Annotated in this window: 15 protein-coding genes; 4 read left to right on the top strand and 11 right to left on the bottom strand. The window is 73.4% G+C overall.

All coding sequences use genetic code 11. The features are described 5' to 3' along the window. Nucleotides 1-31: 31 nt before the first annotated feature. Nucleotides 32-307, bottom strand: a complete 276-nt coding sequence (locus ACTSKS_RS07740) for a DUF4229 domain-containing protein (RefSeq protein WP_036381007.1) — start codon at nt 305-307, stop codon at nt 32-34. 65 nt (nt 308-372) lie between these two features. On the opposite strand from ACTSKS_RS07740, the gene ACTSKS_RS07735 reads away from it, so the two are divergent. Further along, on the top strand, nt 373-777 hold the full coding sequence (locus tag ACTSKS_RS07735) for a PLDc N-terminal domain-containing protein (RefSeq protein WP_036381004.1): 405 nt from the start codon (nt 373-375) through the stop codon (nt 775-777). A gap of 15 nt (nt 778-792) precedes the next feature. On the opposite strand, the gene ccsB is transcribed toward ACTSKS_RS07735, so the two are convergent. The 5 genes from ccsB to ACTSKS_RS07710 form a co-directional block, all read right to left on the bottom strand. Next, complete coding sequence (gene ccsB / locus ACTSKS_RS07730) at nt 793-1,890, bottom strand: c-type cytochrome biogenesis protein CcsB (protein WP_063189778.1); 1,098 nt, start codon at nt 1,888-1,890, stop codon at nt 793-795. 2 nt (nt 1,891-1,892) lie between these two features. Beyond that, entirely contained in the window at nt 1,893-3,590 is a 1,698-nt protein-coding gene (resB, locus tag ACTSKS_RS07725; RefSeq protein ID WP_036336895.1) for a cytochrome c biogenesis protein ResB, read from the bottom strand. Then, nucleotides 3,587-4,342 carry a cytochrome c biogenesis CcdA family protein gene (locus tag ACTSKS_RS07720; RefSeq protein ID WP_069941757.1) on the bottom strand — a complete coding sequence of 252 codons (756 nt, stop codon included), beginning with the start codon at nt 4,340-4,342 and terminating at the stop codon, nt 3,587-3,589. The genes resB and ACTSKS_RS07720 overlap by 4 nt, the downstream gene beginning before the upstream one ends. A 16-nt stretch (nt 4,343-4,358) precedes the next feature. Beyond that, a complete protein-coding gene (locus ACTSKS_RS07715; RefSeq protein WP_036336892.1) occupies nt 4,359-4,970 on the bottom strand; it encodes a TlpA family protein disulfide reductase in 612 nt (203 codons plus the stop codon). Between the two features lie 144 nt (nt 4,971-5,114). Further along, nucleotides 5,115-5,789 carry a histidine phosphatase family protein gene (locus tag ACTSKS_RS07710; RefSeq protein ID WP_442927431.1) on the bottom strand — a complete coding sequence of 225 codons (675 nt, stop codon included), beginning with the start codon at nt 5,787-5,789 and terminating at the stop codon, nt 5,115-5,117. A 125-nt stretch (nt 5,790-5,914) separates the two neighbouring features. Here ACTSKS_RS07710 and ACTSKS_RS07705 point away from each other — a divergent pair, with 125 nt between their 5' ends. Next, nucleotides 5,915-6,655, top strand: a complete 741-nt coding sequence (locus ACTSKS_RS07705; RefSeq protein ID WP_036317269.1) for a hypothetical protein — start codon at nt 5,915-5,917, stop codon at nt 6,653-6,655. 6 nt (nt 6,656-6,661) lie between these two features. Here ACTSKS_RS07705 and ACTSKS_RS07700 read toward each other — a convergent pair whose 3' ends face one another. From ACTSKS_RS07700 to ACTSKS_RS07690, 3 genes are all read right to left on the bottom strand, one after another. Then, entirely contained in the window at nt 6,662-6,931 is a 270-nt protein-coding gene (locus ACTSKS_RS07700) for a glutaredoxin family protein (RefSeq protein ID WP_036317272.1), read from the bottom strand. Between the two features lie 95 nt (nt 6,932-7,026). After that, nucleotides 7,027-7,125, bottom strand: coding sequence for a 30S ribosomal protein bS22 (locus tag ACTSKS_RS07695; RefSeq protein WP_005504750.1), 99 nt, complete (start codon nt 7,123-7,125; stop codon nt 7,027-7,029). A 163-nt stretch (nt 7,126-7,288) separates the two neighbouring features. Next, entirely contained in the window at nt 7,289-8,542 is a 1,254-nt protein-coding gene (locus ACTSKS_RS07690; RefSeq protein WP_206496527.1) for an acetoin utilization protein AcuC, read from the bottom strand. A 136-nt stretch (nt 8,543-8,678) separates the two neighbouring features. On the opposite strand from ACTSKS_RS07690, the gene ACTSKS_RS07685 reads away from it, so the two are divergent. Both ACTSKS_RS07685 and ACTSKS_RS07680 read left to right on the top strand, forming a co-directional pair. Next, nucleotides 8,679-10,154 carry a TrkH family potassium uptake protein gene (locus tag ACTSKS_RS07685; RefSeq protein WP_098470739.1) on the top strand — a complete coding sequence of 492 codons (1,476 nt, stop codon included), beginning with the start codon at nt 8,679-8,681 and terminating at the stop codon, nt 10,152-10,154. Further along, nucleotides 10,147-10,824, top strand: a complete 678-nt coding sequence (locus tag ACTSKS_RS07680; protein ID WP_065572451.1) for a potassium channel family protein — start codon at nt 10,147-10,149, stop codon at nt 10,822-10,824. The genes ACTSKS_RS07685 and ACTSKS_RS07680 overlap by 8 nt, the downstream gene beginning before the upstream one ends. Before the next feature lie 15 nt (nt 10,825-10,839). Here the strand turns inward: ACTSKS_RS07680 and proC are convergent, their stop codons facing one another. Both proC and ACTSKS_RS07670 read right to left on the bottom strand, forming a co-directional pair. Continuing rightward, nucleotides 10,840-11,670: a pyrroline-5-carboxylate reductase gene (gene proC, locus ACTSKS_RS07675; protein ID WP_442927430.1), complete on the bottom strand. Its 831-nt coding sequence runs from the start codon at nt 11,668-11,670 to the stop codon at nt 10,840-10,842. After that, the gene (locus ACTSKS_RS07670; protein ID WP_377680880.1) at nt 11,667-12,554 is read right to left on the bottom strand and encodes a sugar phosphate isomerase/epimerase family protein; all 888 of its coding nucleotides are present in this window, start codon (nt 12,552-12,554) and stop codon (nt 11,667-11,669) included. The genes proC and ACTSKS_RS07670 overlap by 4 nt, the downstream gene beginning before the upstream one ends. Nucleotides 12,555-12,556: the final 2 nt, after the last annotated feature.

Here is a 12,556-nt window from a genome sequence, read left to right as displayed (position 1 = left end):
CGGCGGCATCCGCCCCGTCGCCCCGCGGGGCTCACTCGCGGAACCGGCCCTCGGTGTAGGCGTCCTCGGCGTCCGCGTCGGCGGTCTCGGTGCGGCCCCGGCGGCCCGGGCGGCCCTCCCACGCGGCGGACAGGTCCTCGGTGGCCCCCGTGCGCAGGCGGCCGAGGAAGAGATAGCTGATCGCGAACGTCAGGATCGTGGCCGCGATCACCCCGAAGATCATCCCGAGGTCCATCACGTAGTAGAACAGCGCCCACAGGGCGACGAAGACGACCACGCGGACCAGACCGTAGAAGAAGATGCGCACCGGTCCATCCTACGAGGACGGACGCCCCGCCCGCCGACCCCCCAGCCCGCGCCTAGACTGGCGGGATGGGCCGCTTCATCATCCCCGCCGCGATCATCCTCGCGGGCCTGACCCTCTACGCGCTGTTCGAGGCGCTGCTGACCCCCGCCCGCGAGGTGCGCAGCCTGCCGAAGACGGCGTGGGTGGCGGTCATCGTGCTCGTGCCGCTCGTGGGGCCGCTGCTGTGGCTGCTGCTCGGACGCGCCCGCCCGGCCGGCGCGGGCGGACGGGCCGCACCCCGGCCCTCCGGGGCCCCGGACGACGACGAGGCGTTCCTGCGCAGCCTGCGCGTGCAGCGCCGCCAGGACGCCCGCGAGCAGGACCTGGACCGCCGCGAGGCCGAGCTGCGGGCCCGCGAGGAGGAGCTGCGCCGTCGTCGGGAGCAGGGCGACGACGACGCCGACCCGGACGGCGACGGGCCGCGCGCCTGAGGGGCCCCGCCGGACTCAGCCGGGCAGACCCGCGTACGAGTGCAGGCCCGGGAAGTACGTGTTGACGATCGTGTAGTTGAACACGATGCACAGGAAGCCCACGATGCTCAGCCACGCGGCGCGGGCACCGGTCCAGCCGCGGGTGGCGCGGGCGTGCAGGTACGCCGCGTACACCACCCAGATCACGAAGGTCCAGACCTCCTTGGTGTCCCAGTTCCAGTAGCGGCCCCACGCGGCCTCGGCCCAGATCGCACCGGCGATCAGCGTGAAGGTCCACATGACGAAGCCGACGGCGTTGAGGCGGTAGGACCAGTTCTCCAGCCCCTGCGCGGCCGGCACGAGGCGCAGGAACGCCCACGAGCGCTCGCCCGCCGCAGCGCGCTTCTCCGCGCGGTCCTGCAGCAGCTGCAGCACGGACATCGCGGCGGTCAGCGCGAACAGCGAGCTGGCCAGCACGGCGATGGACACGTGGATGACGAGCCACGGCGTCTGCAGCGGCGGCTGGAGGTGGCCCACCGGCGTCGGGAAGCCCATGGTGGCCGCGCACATCATCGCCACGACGATGCCGGTGACGAACGTGCCCACGAAGCGCAGATCCTTGCGCAAGAGGAACAGCAGGTAGACGGTCGTGATCACGAGCGCGCCCGTGGTCATGAACTCGTACAGGTTGCCCCACGGCACGCGGTAGGCGGCGAGGCCGCGGGCGACGACGGCGAACGCGTGCAGCGCCCAGCCGACGGCCAGCACGGCCACGGCCACGTTGGCGACCGGGCGGCGGCCGCCGCCCGTGTAGTCCATGTCCTCGTCCACGAGGTCGTCGTCCGCGTCGACGCCGGGCTCGGCGGCGGCCGGCCGGGCCGTGTCGGAGTCGCTCGCGCCGACCGCCGTGGACCCGCCGACGGCGACCCCCACGGTCTCGCGGGCCGGAGCGGTGCGCACCTGCCCGCGCTGGGCCGCGAGGTCGGCCTCGAGGCGGCGGATGGTGGCCGAGGCGGTGGCCATGTCGATGGTGAACAGGATGAACGCCGCCGCGTACACGAGCGCGGCGATGAGCATGAAGAGGTCGCTGTACAGCGCCAGTTGCTCGTTCACGGGGGCCGTGGGGTTGAACACTGTCAGTCTCCTGATCGGGGGGTGCGGGGACCGGCGAGGGTCTCGGGGGTGGTTCCAGTGTGGCCGACGGCGGCGGCCGATGCGACGGCCTCCTCCTCGGACTCGGGGGCGGCGACGGGCCACCAGCGCTCCATGGCCGAGCGCAGGGCCACGTGCTCCTCGTGCAAGCCGAACTCCTCGCCGCGGGCGAGCAGCGCGTACTCCACGCGGGTGCGGCCGGCCTCGTCGGTGCGGGCGCGGACCCACACGCGGCGGCGGCGGACGAACAGGCTGATGACCAGCCCGAGCAGGGCGGTGCCGGCGAACACGCCGACGCCCCACTTGCCCGGGTCGTAGTGGATGTCCAGGCCGACGTAGCGGCGGACGCCGTCGAAGCTGATGGAGCCCTTGCCCTCGGGCAGCTCGTACGTCTGGCCCGGGCTGAGCACGATGCCGCCGTTCTCGTTGGTGCGGCTGTTGAGCTCGGTGAGGGATGCGGTGTCCAGCACGTACACGTTCTGCGGGCGGCCGGTGTCCAGGCCGAGGTCCCCGTAGTACGAGTTCAGCTGCAGCTCCGGGTTGAGCAGCTCGGGGTCCGCGGAGAACGCGGCGCCTTCCTCGTCCTCCACCGCCGAGGGCAGGAAGAAGCCGACGAAGCCCAGCTGGTCCGGCCGCGCGTCGGGGACCTTGATGGTGGCCTGCGAGCCGTAGTTCTGGTCGAACACGCGGGTGACCACGGGGCCCTGGAAGGCCACGTCCCCGGCGCCGTCGCGGATGGTCACCACGGGCGCGTAGCCGTTGCCCACGAGGTAGACGCGCACGCCGTCGATGTCCAGCGGCTGGTTGACCTTGAGGATCTGGCGCTGGAGCTCGCCGCCGGTGCCCTCGCGGACGTCCATGACGGCGGTGTAGTCCAGCGGCTGGCCGTAGGTGGTCTCCGACTGCCGCTCGAACACGGCGTCGAACGAGTCGAGGGTGAGGGAGAACGGCTGGAGGTCGTCCGCGCTGAAGTAGGTGCCGGGGGTGAAGGAGTCGTAGGCCACGAGGTTGTTGGCGAAGCCCTCGCCCTCCACGATGATCTTCTGCCCGCCGTACTTGGTCATGCCGCCGTAGGCCATGAACACGAGCACGCCGATCAGCGAGACGTGGAACAGGATGTTGCCGATCTCGCGCAGGTATCCGCGCTCGGCGCCCACGGACGCGCCGCCGGCCTCGGGGCGGTGCTCCACGCGGTAGCGGCGCTTGCGCAGCCACGCCTGGGCTCTGGCCACGGCCTCCTCGGGGCCGGGGCCGCCGTCCTCCAGGACCACGACGCCGGAAGCCGGCAGGCGCGTCAGGTTGCGGGGGGTGCGGGCCGGGGGCTGGCGCAGGGCCTTGGCGTGCTGGATGGCGCGCGGCCACACGCAGCCCACGAGGGAGACGAACAGCAGCAGGTAGATGGCCGAGAACCAGACGGAGTTGTAGACGTCGAAGAACTGCAGGGCGTCCAGGACGGGGCCCCACACGGGGTTGTCCTCGATCCACTGGTCCACGATCTCGGGGCCGGCACGGCGCTGGGGCACGAGGGAGCCGGGCACGGCGGCGACGGCGAGCAGGAGCAGCAGCATGAGCGCGGTGCTCATGCTGGTCAGCTGGGTCCAGATCCAGCGCAGGGTGCCCGCCAGGCCGAGGCGCGGCAGGGTGACGGGCTCGGAGCGCGTCCGGGCGGCCTTGGAGCTCACAGGGGCATCTCCCATTCGTTGGCGAACCACAGCTGCAGCTGCGTGGTCCAGGCGGTCCAGACGCCGGTGACCATGAGCAGGCCCAGCGCGATCAGCAGGGCGCCGCCGAGGCGCATGATCAGCACGCGGTGCCGGAGGAAGAACCCGAGGGCCCGCATGCCGCGCTCCATGCCGAGGGCCATGAGCACGAACGGCAGGCCCAGGCCGAGGCAGTAGAGGAAGGCGAGCAGGGCGCCGCGGCCCACGGAGCCGGAGCTGGCCGTGGACATGGCCAGGACGGCGGCCATGGTGGGGCCGATGCACGGCGCCCAGCCCAGGCCGAAGGTCATGCCCAGCAGGGGCGCGCCGACCAGGCCGGCGGCGGGCTTGAAGTGGACGCGGCGCTCCTGCTGAAGCCGGCCGCCGCCGCCGAGGAACACGAGGCCCATGAGCATCACGAGCACGCCGAGCACGGGGGTGACCCAGGCGCCGTCGCGCCGCAGCCAGACCATGGCCTGGGTGAACACCACGGTGATGCCCACGAACACCACGGCGAACCCGAGCACGAACAGCACGGAGCCGAGCACGAGGCGCCCGCGGCGGCGGCTGGTGAGCACGTCCCCGCCGAGGCCGGTGACGTACCCGAGGTAGCCGGGCACGAGCGGCAGCACGCACGGGGAGAGGAAGGAGATCAGGCCGGCCAGCACGGCGATCGGCGCGGCCAGCAGCAGGGAGCCGTCGAGGGCGATCTCGGCGAAGGGGTTGCTCTGCATGGACACGGCGGCCGGGTCAGGCCGCGGCCTCGTCCACCACGGTGGTGAGCAGGGCGCGCAGGGTGGACTCCTCCACGGCGCCGAGCACGCGGGCGGCCACGCGGCCCTCGACGTCCAGGACGAGGGTGGAGGGCACGGCCTGCGGGGGCACGTAGTCGGTCATGTTCAGGAGCACCTCCCCGCGGGCGTCCTCGATGGACGGGTAGGGGATCTCGAAGGTGCGCTCGAAGGCCTGCGCGGTGGTGACGGTGTCCCGGACGTTCACACCGAGGAACCGCACCCCCTGCGGGGCGAACTGCTCGTGCAGGGAGACGAGGTGGGGGGCCTCGACGCGGCACGGCGCGCAGGCGGCGTACCAGAAGTTCAGCAGGGCGGGGGTGCCGCGCAGGCTCGCGCCGGTCACGGGGGTGCCGTCGAAGAGCTCGGCGGCGAACTCCACGGGGGCGCCGCGCTCGGCGGGGGCGATCTCCAGGACGGAGCCGTCGCCGGCGATGTAGTTCTTGCCGTCCGCGTTGCCGGCCTGCCGCGTCAGCGAGTCGTCCCCCGAGCACGCCGCGAGGACGGGCGCGAGGCCGAGCAGCGAGAGGCCGGTCAGCACGGTGCGACGGGACGGACGGGGGGTCTGCATGGCGGGCTGCCCTCCAGGGGACGCGCGGGGCTGGATTCCGGGTACCTGGGGAGTCTACTGTCCGCCCCGCATTCTGACTGAACCCTGGACGTCACACCCCCACCCCGTGGGAGGCTGCGGCCGGCGTCGTCGACGCCGGCCGTCTCAGGCGCCCGGCAGGGAGGAGGCGTCCTTGAGCAGGGCCTGGTTGGGCTCGTGGTACTCGACGCGCGGCACCGTCCGCCCCTCGTCGAACACGAGCGAGGTCACGGAGGTCAGTGAGCACTCGCGGCGGCGCGGGTCATGCCACAGCGGACGGCCCTCGACGGCCAGGCGCGTCACCCAGATCGGCAGCTGGTGCGAGACGAGCACGGACTCGGCGCCGGGCCCCTCGGCGGCCACGGCCTCGCCGCGGAGCCGGTCGACGACGGCCAGCATCCGGGCGGCCTGCGCGCGGTACGGCTCGCCCCAGGACGGGCGCAGGGGATTGCGCAGCCGGGGCCACAGCCGCGGGTTCCGCTTCAGCGACGCCGCCACCTGGGACATGCCCTCGAAGGCGTTCTCCGCCTCGATCAGGTCCGGCTCGGTGACCAGCGGCAGGTCGAACGCGGCCGCGATGGGCGCGGCGGTCTGCTGCGCGCGGGTCAGCGGGGAGGCGGCGACGACGGCGGGCGCCCGGCCGGTCTGCGCGGCACGCTCCTCGAACCACGCGGCCACGCCCCGGGCCATCTCGTGGCCGAGCTCCGAGAGCCCGAACTCCGGCAGGCGGCCGTAGAGGACACGATCGGGGTTGTGGACTTCTCCGTGGCGGACCAGGTGGACGGTGGCGAGCGTCTGCATGGGGCCAGTCTGGCAGAGGCGGACCGGTGGCCCCGGCGGTAGCGTGGAGCACAGCTCGGCGCGACCGCGCCGCCACCCCCGTCCGCACCGAGACGCCGCGAGCGTCGGCGTCGCTAGGAGGCCCCATGTCCGGCACCTCGCCCACCGATCCCCACGGCAGCCAGAACCCGTACGGCGCCGACCCGTACGGCGCCGTCCCGCAGGGGTCGACCCCGGGCTCCCCCGACCCGGCGGGTGCGAGCCCGTACGGCCAGAACCCCTACGGCGCACCGCCGGCGACTCCGTACGGCGCCCCGGGCCAGGCGGGGATGCCCCAGGCCCCCTCCCCCCACGGCCCGGCCGGCTGGCAGTCTCCCGGCCCGGTCGAGCTGCCCCCGCGGCCGCGCTCCCTGACGGCCGCGTTCTGGCTGATCGTCTCGGGCGGCCTCCTGCTGCTGGCGACGACCCTGCTGGCGGCCTTCGCCCTCACCCAGCCGGAAGGCCAGGCCGCGATCCAGCAGGAGCTGGACCGGTCCGTCGAGCAGATGGATCTGCCCGCCGACCAGGCGGAGCAGATGCGCGCCATGATGGACGGGATGCTCCCGGCCCTCGCCACGACGGCGGCCGTGTTCGGCGTGCTCGCGTTCCTCGTCTACCTGTGGGTGGCGTTCGCGATCCGCGGCGGCTCGCGCGCCGCGCGCATCGTCGGAACGGTGCTGGCGGCCCTGTCCGTGCTGGTGCTGGTCTCCAACGCCGTGATGGGGGCGTTCAGCCCGCTGGACCTGGTGTGGGTGGGCCTCGGCGTCGCCGGCATCGTGCTCGCCTACCGCCCGGACGCCACGGAGTACATGCGGCTGAAGGCCTGGCAGCGCTTCGCGCGCCGCTGAGCCCGCTCAGACCCGCGGGGCGTCCAGGAGCCGGCCCAGGCGGGCCGGGTCCACGCGCCAGAAGTCGCGCTGGACGCCGTCGACGAACAGCACGGGCACCTCGTCCGCGAACCGCTCGAGCAGGGCCGGGTGCGCGGCGCCGTCGACGGCCTCCCAGGCCTCGCCCCGCGCATCGCACACCTGCGCCACCGCGGCCTCGGCCTCGGCGCACAGGTGACAGCCGGGCTTCACGAGCAGCTGGACGCGGGCGGTGGCGGCGGGCAGGTCGGCGGTCATGGCCCCACTCTACGGATCGCCGTCCACGACGAAGCCGCCGTCCCCCCGGAAGGGGACGGCGGCTTCGTCTCGTCAGCGCCCGGAGGGCGCGGGCGTCACTTCTTGTTGCGACGCTGGTGACGGGTCTTGCGAAGCAGCTTGCGGTGCTTCTTCTTCGACATGCGCTTGCGGCGCTTCTTGATCACAGATCCCATGGGGACTCCTTGAATCGGGGCGAGGGTCGGCGGTCGTGGGACCGCAGGCATCCGGGGCGCCGGACACGCCGACCCGCATTCCACCGGATGTGGAACGCCTGGAAACGTTCTCGGCCACAATACCGGCCGCACGGGCCGCGGTCGAACCGGGACGCGGGCCGGCTCAGTCGAACCAGGGGTCCAGCCCGTGCAGCGGGAACACCTCGCGGCGCGTGGCCATGATCGACTGGTCCACCGGGTCGGCCGGGTCGTAGCCCACCTCCCACGAGCGCCACCACACGTCCGCGTCCTCGCCCATCACGGTGGGGATCCGCTCGGCGTCGTCCCCCACGTGCACGGACATGTCCCCGGTCAGCTCGTCCGCGGTGAGGGCCCGGACGTGCTCGATCCAGGCGGCGGGGATCTCGCTCTTCACCGGGATCGGGGTCTGCAGGACGGCGGCGGTCAGGTGGGCCCACGCGCGCGGCACCACCCGCAGCGGGTTGTAGCCGCCACCCCCGGTGGCCAGCCACCGGCCGTGCGCGAACCGGTCGGCCCAGTCGCCGACGTCGAACGCGAGCTGGCGCTGGCCGTCCACGGTCAGCCGCAGGTCGGCGAGCGGGTCCGTGCGGTGGCCGTCGCAGCCGTGCTGGCTGACCAGCACGTCCGGGGCGAACGCCTCCAGCAGCGGCGGGACCACGGCGTGGGCGGCGCGCAGGAAGCCGGCGTCGCCGGTGCGCGGGGGCAGCGCGACGTTCACCGCCGTGCCCTGGGCGGCCGCGCCGCCGATCTCATTGGCGAAGCCCGTGCCCGGGAACAGGCTGATGCCCGTCTCGTGCAGGGAGATGGTGAGCACGCGGGGGTCGTCGTAGAAGACCGACTGCGTGCCGTCGCCGTGGTGCGCGTCCACGTCGACGTAGGCCACGCGCTCCGCGCCGAGGTCCAGCAGGCGCTGGATGGCCACGGCGCAGTCGTTGTAGATGCAGAACCCGGACGCCGAGGACCGGGCGGCGTGGTGCATGCCGCCGGCGAAGTTCACGGCGCGGTCCACCTCGCCGGACCAGATGGCCTCGGCCGCCGCGAGGGAGCCGCCCGCGATCCGGGCGGCGGACTCGTGCAGGTCCGGGAACACGGGACAGTCCTCGGTGCCCAGGCCGAAGCGGCCGTCCTCGGCCGACGACGTCGCCGCGGCCCGGCGGACGGCGGCGACGTACTCGGGGTCGTGGACGAGGGCGAGCTGCTCGTCCGTGGCCACGGGCGGCTCCACGATCCGCACGTGGGGCGCGTCCAGCAGGCCGAACGCCTCCACGAGCCGGTGCGTGAGGTCCAGCCGCAGGGGCGCCATCGGGTGCTCCGCGCTGAACCGGTAGCGGAGCAGGCTGGAGTCCCACACCACAGCGGCGGGGGTGGGAGCGGGAGGGGTGGACGTGGTGCTCATCACGGTCCAGCCTAGGGCTCCGGGCGGCACGGTGGCGACGAGCGCCTCGGATGTCTCACCCGCGTGACGCGCGGGCCTCAGGGGCGCGCGATACTGGGAGCCGGTCCGTTCCCCGTCCCCGTGCAGGAGGTGCCCCGTGGCAGGTCCCCGTCCGACCCCGCACGCCCGCCGCCACGGCGGGGTGCGCCGGCCCGGCGGACTCCCCCGGCCCGGCCAGGCCTCCACGCTGGAGTCCTCGACCGACCTGCGCACGGCGCTGCGGCGCTCGGGCCGTGCCGTCAGCTCGGTGGTGGGCGGCTCCCCGGCCCGCGCCGCCCTCTCCGCCTTCGCCCTCATGGCCCTGGTGTTCACCGGGCTCCTCGCCCTGCCGTGGGCCGCGGCGGACGGCCACGCCACCCCCCTGCACGACGCCATGTTCACCGCGGTCTCCGCCTTCTCCGTGACCGGTCTGACCACCGTCAACACGGCCGAGCACTGGTCCCCCGCGGGCCAGGTGGTCATCCTCGTGGCCATCCAGATCGGCGGCCTGGGCATCCTCTCGATGGCCTCGCTGCTCACGTTGGCCGTCTCCCGGCATCTGGGCCTGAGGTCGAAGCTGGCGACGCAGCAGGCGGGCATGACCTCCGGCAGTCTCGGCGAGGTCGGCCAGCTGCTGCGCGTCGTCGTCGTGACGGTGCTGACCGCCGAGGCCGCGCTGGCGCTCGTCCTCGTGCCGCGGTTCGCGGCCATCTCCGGCTCGTGGCTCACCGGCCTGTGGCACGGTGTCTTCTACTCGGTCAGCGCCTTCAACAACGCGGGGTTCACCCTGCACGTGGACGGCCTGCCGGAGATCATGCACGACCCGGTGGTCATCACGGTGCTCGGCGTCGGCGTGTTCCTCGGCGCGCTCGGCTTCCCCGTGGTCATGGTGCTGCTGGAGAAGGGGTGGCGGTTCCGGGAGTGGAACCTGCACACCAAGCTCACGGTCGAGGTGACGCTGGCCCTGCTGGTGCTCGGCGCCGTCGCCCTCTTCTTCTTCGAGGCGGGCAACCCGGCGACCCAGGCCGGCATGGGCTTCTGGCAGCGGGTCGGGCACTCCCTGTTCGGCTCCGTGATGACCCGCTCCGGAGGCTTCGCGATCGACGACACGAACGCGCACCAGCCCGAGTCCCTGCTGCTCATGGACGCGCTGATGTTCGTGGGCGGTGGGTCCGCCTCCACCGCGGGCGGCATCAAGGTGACCACGCTGGCGATCATGTTCCTCGCGATCGTGGCGGAGGCGCGCGGCGACCGCGAGGTGACGGCGCACGGCCGCACGATCGCCCCCGAGTCCCTGCGCGTGGCCATCGCGGTGCTCGCACTCGGGGCCACCCTCGTGCTCGTGGCCACTCTGGCGCTGGTGCACATCACCGACGAGTCCCTCCAGCGACCCCTGTTCGAGGTGATCTCCGCGTTCGGCACGTGCGGGCTCTCCGTGGGCGTCTCCGCGGAGAGCCCACCGGCCGGCAAGTACGTCCTGACGGCCATGATGTTCGCGGGCCGCGTTGGTACGATCACGTTCGCCGCCGCCCTGGCCCTGCGCCAGCGGCGCGTGCTCTACCGCTACCCCGTCGAGAGGCCGGTCATTGGCTGACACCCCGCAGCGCACCGATCCCAACGCCCCCGTGCTCGTCGTGGGGCTGGGCCGCTTCGGCGCCGCCACGGCCGAGGAGCTCGTCGCACAGGGGCGCGAGGTGCTCGCCGTCGAGCGGGACCCCGTCCTCGTGCAGCGCTACGCCCCCTCGCTGACCCACGTGGTGGAGGCGGACGCCACCGACCCCGAGGCCCTGCGCCAGCTCGGCGCGCAGGACTTCTCGACGGCGGTGGTCGGCGTGGGCACCTCCATCGAGGCATCGGTGCTGATCACCGTGAACCTCGTGGACCTGGAGATCCCGCACATCTGGGTGAAGGCGATCAGCGAGGCGCACGGCACGATCCTCAAGCGGATCGGGGCGAACCATGTGATCTTCCCGGAGCACGACGCCGGCGTGCGCGCCGCCCACCTCGTGAACGGGCGCATGCTCGACTTCATCGAGTTCGACGACGACTTCGCGATCGTGAAGATGTACCCGCCGGCCGAGTGCGTGGGCTTCACGCTCGCCGAGTCCCACGTGCGCTCCAAGTACGGCGTGACCGTGGTGGGCGTGAAGACCCCGGGCGAGGACTTCACCTACGCCCAGCCGGACACCCGGGTGGGCCCGCGCGACACCCTCATCGTCTCGGGCCACACCGACCTCATCGACCGGTTCGCCGCCCGGCCCTGAGGCACGCCGGAGCCGTCAGGCCCCGAACTCCTCGGCCATCTCCTTGTCGCGCTGCGCGGCCGCGTCCATGGCACGGTTCACGAGGTCGCCCATGCCGCCGTCCAGGAACGCCTCCACGGCCTTCTCGGTGGTGCCGTTCGGGCTCATCACGGCCTTGCGCAGAGCCTCGGCCCTGGCCCCCTCCTGCTGGAGCATGATGCCGGCGCCCTTGACGGTGGCCGCGGCCATGGCCTCGGCGGAGGCGGCGTCCAGTCCCATCTCCGCACCGTGGGCGGCGATCAGCTCGGCCAGCAGGAACACGTAGGCCGGGGCGGAGCCGGCGGTGGCCACCACGGCGGAGAGCTGCTCCTCGGCCACCGGCACCACCAGGCCGGAGCCCTCGAAGAGAGCGCGCACGGCGGTGGCCTGCTCCTCGGTGACGCCCGGCCCGGGAGCCACGCCCACGACGCCGGAGCCCACCGTCAGGGGCGTGTTCGGCATGGTCCGCACGATCGGCTGCCCCGCCGGCAGCACGGCGGCCATGGTCGCGGCGGTGACGCCGGCTGCCACGGACACCACCACGGTCTCGGGGCGCAGCGACGGCGCCAGGTCCGTGAGGGTGGCGACCATGTCCTTCGGCTTCACGCCCACCAGGACGATGTCCGCCTCGGCGACCGCGGCATGGTTGGCGCGTTCGTCCCGCTCCTGGGGGGTCACGGTGACGCCGTGCTGCGCGGCGGCCTTCTCGGCGGAGGCGGCGGAGCGGGTGGTCGCGGTGACGTCCTCAGCGCGCACGGCGCCGGCCTCGAGGGCTCCGGCGAGGATCGCGCCGGTCATGGTGCCCAGGCCCAGGATGGTCAACTTCATGGTCGGCCCGTCTCCTTCGTGGTCGGGCGCGGAGCGCCGTCGTCGTCGTGGTGGTCGGTCCCGCCGGCGGCCAGATGCTCGCGCGCGAACGCGAGCGAGGCGGCCAGCTTCTCCTCGCGCTGGCCCGCGTACTCCACGCCGCGGGTGCCCACCTCCACGCACACCGCGCCGGCCAGGCCCTCGGTCGCCACGTGGCGCAGGGTCTCGGCCACGCGCTGCGTGCCCTCGCCGGGGACCAGGTGGTCGTCCTTGCCGGAGTCGTCGCCGTCGGTGAGGTGGACGTGCCGCAGCCGCGGGCCGAGCTCGCGGACGGCCGCCAGGGAGTCCGCCCGCGCGATGGCCGCGTGGGAGAAGTCCCAGCAGACGTGCTCGTACGGCTCGGGCAGCGGGTTCCAGTGCGGCAGGTACATCTTGGCCTCGCGGCCGTAGGCCCGCCACGGGTACATGTTCTCCACGGCGATCACGACGCCGGTCTCCGCCATGAGCTCGTGGATGCCCTCTGCGAAGCGCACCGCGTACGTGCCCTGCCAGCGGAACGGCGGATGGGCCACCACGGTGGCCGCGCCCACGGCCTGCGCCAGCTCCACGGAGCGGCGGATCTTGGACCACGCGGAGCCCCAGACCTGCTGCGTGAACAGCAGGGTGGGCGCGTGGATGGAGTCGATGGGCATCCCGTGCCGCTCGGACAGCCGCGCCAGCCGCCGCGCGTCCTGGCTCCACGCGTTGTGCGTGACCATGACCTCCACACCGTCGTAGCCGAGGTCCTCGGCGGTGGCGAACACGTCCTGGGTGCCCAGGGGGAACACGGACGAGGAGGACAGGGTCACGGGGATGTCCGCGCCGAAGCGCGCCGCGGGGGCCAGGTGCGCGGTGGAGCCCGGCATGG

Source organism: Micrococcus sp. TCR-5 (genome assembly GCF_052220525.1).
GTDB classification, from domain to species: domain Bacteria; phylum Actinomycetota; class Actinomycetes; order Actinomycetales; family Micrococcaceae; genus Micrococcus; species Micrococcus luteus.
This window is presented reverse-complemented; position numbering and strand designations above follow the sequence as displayed.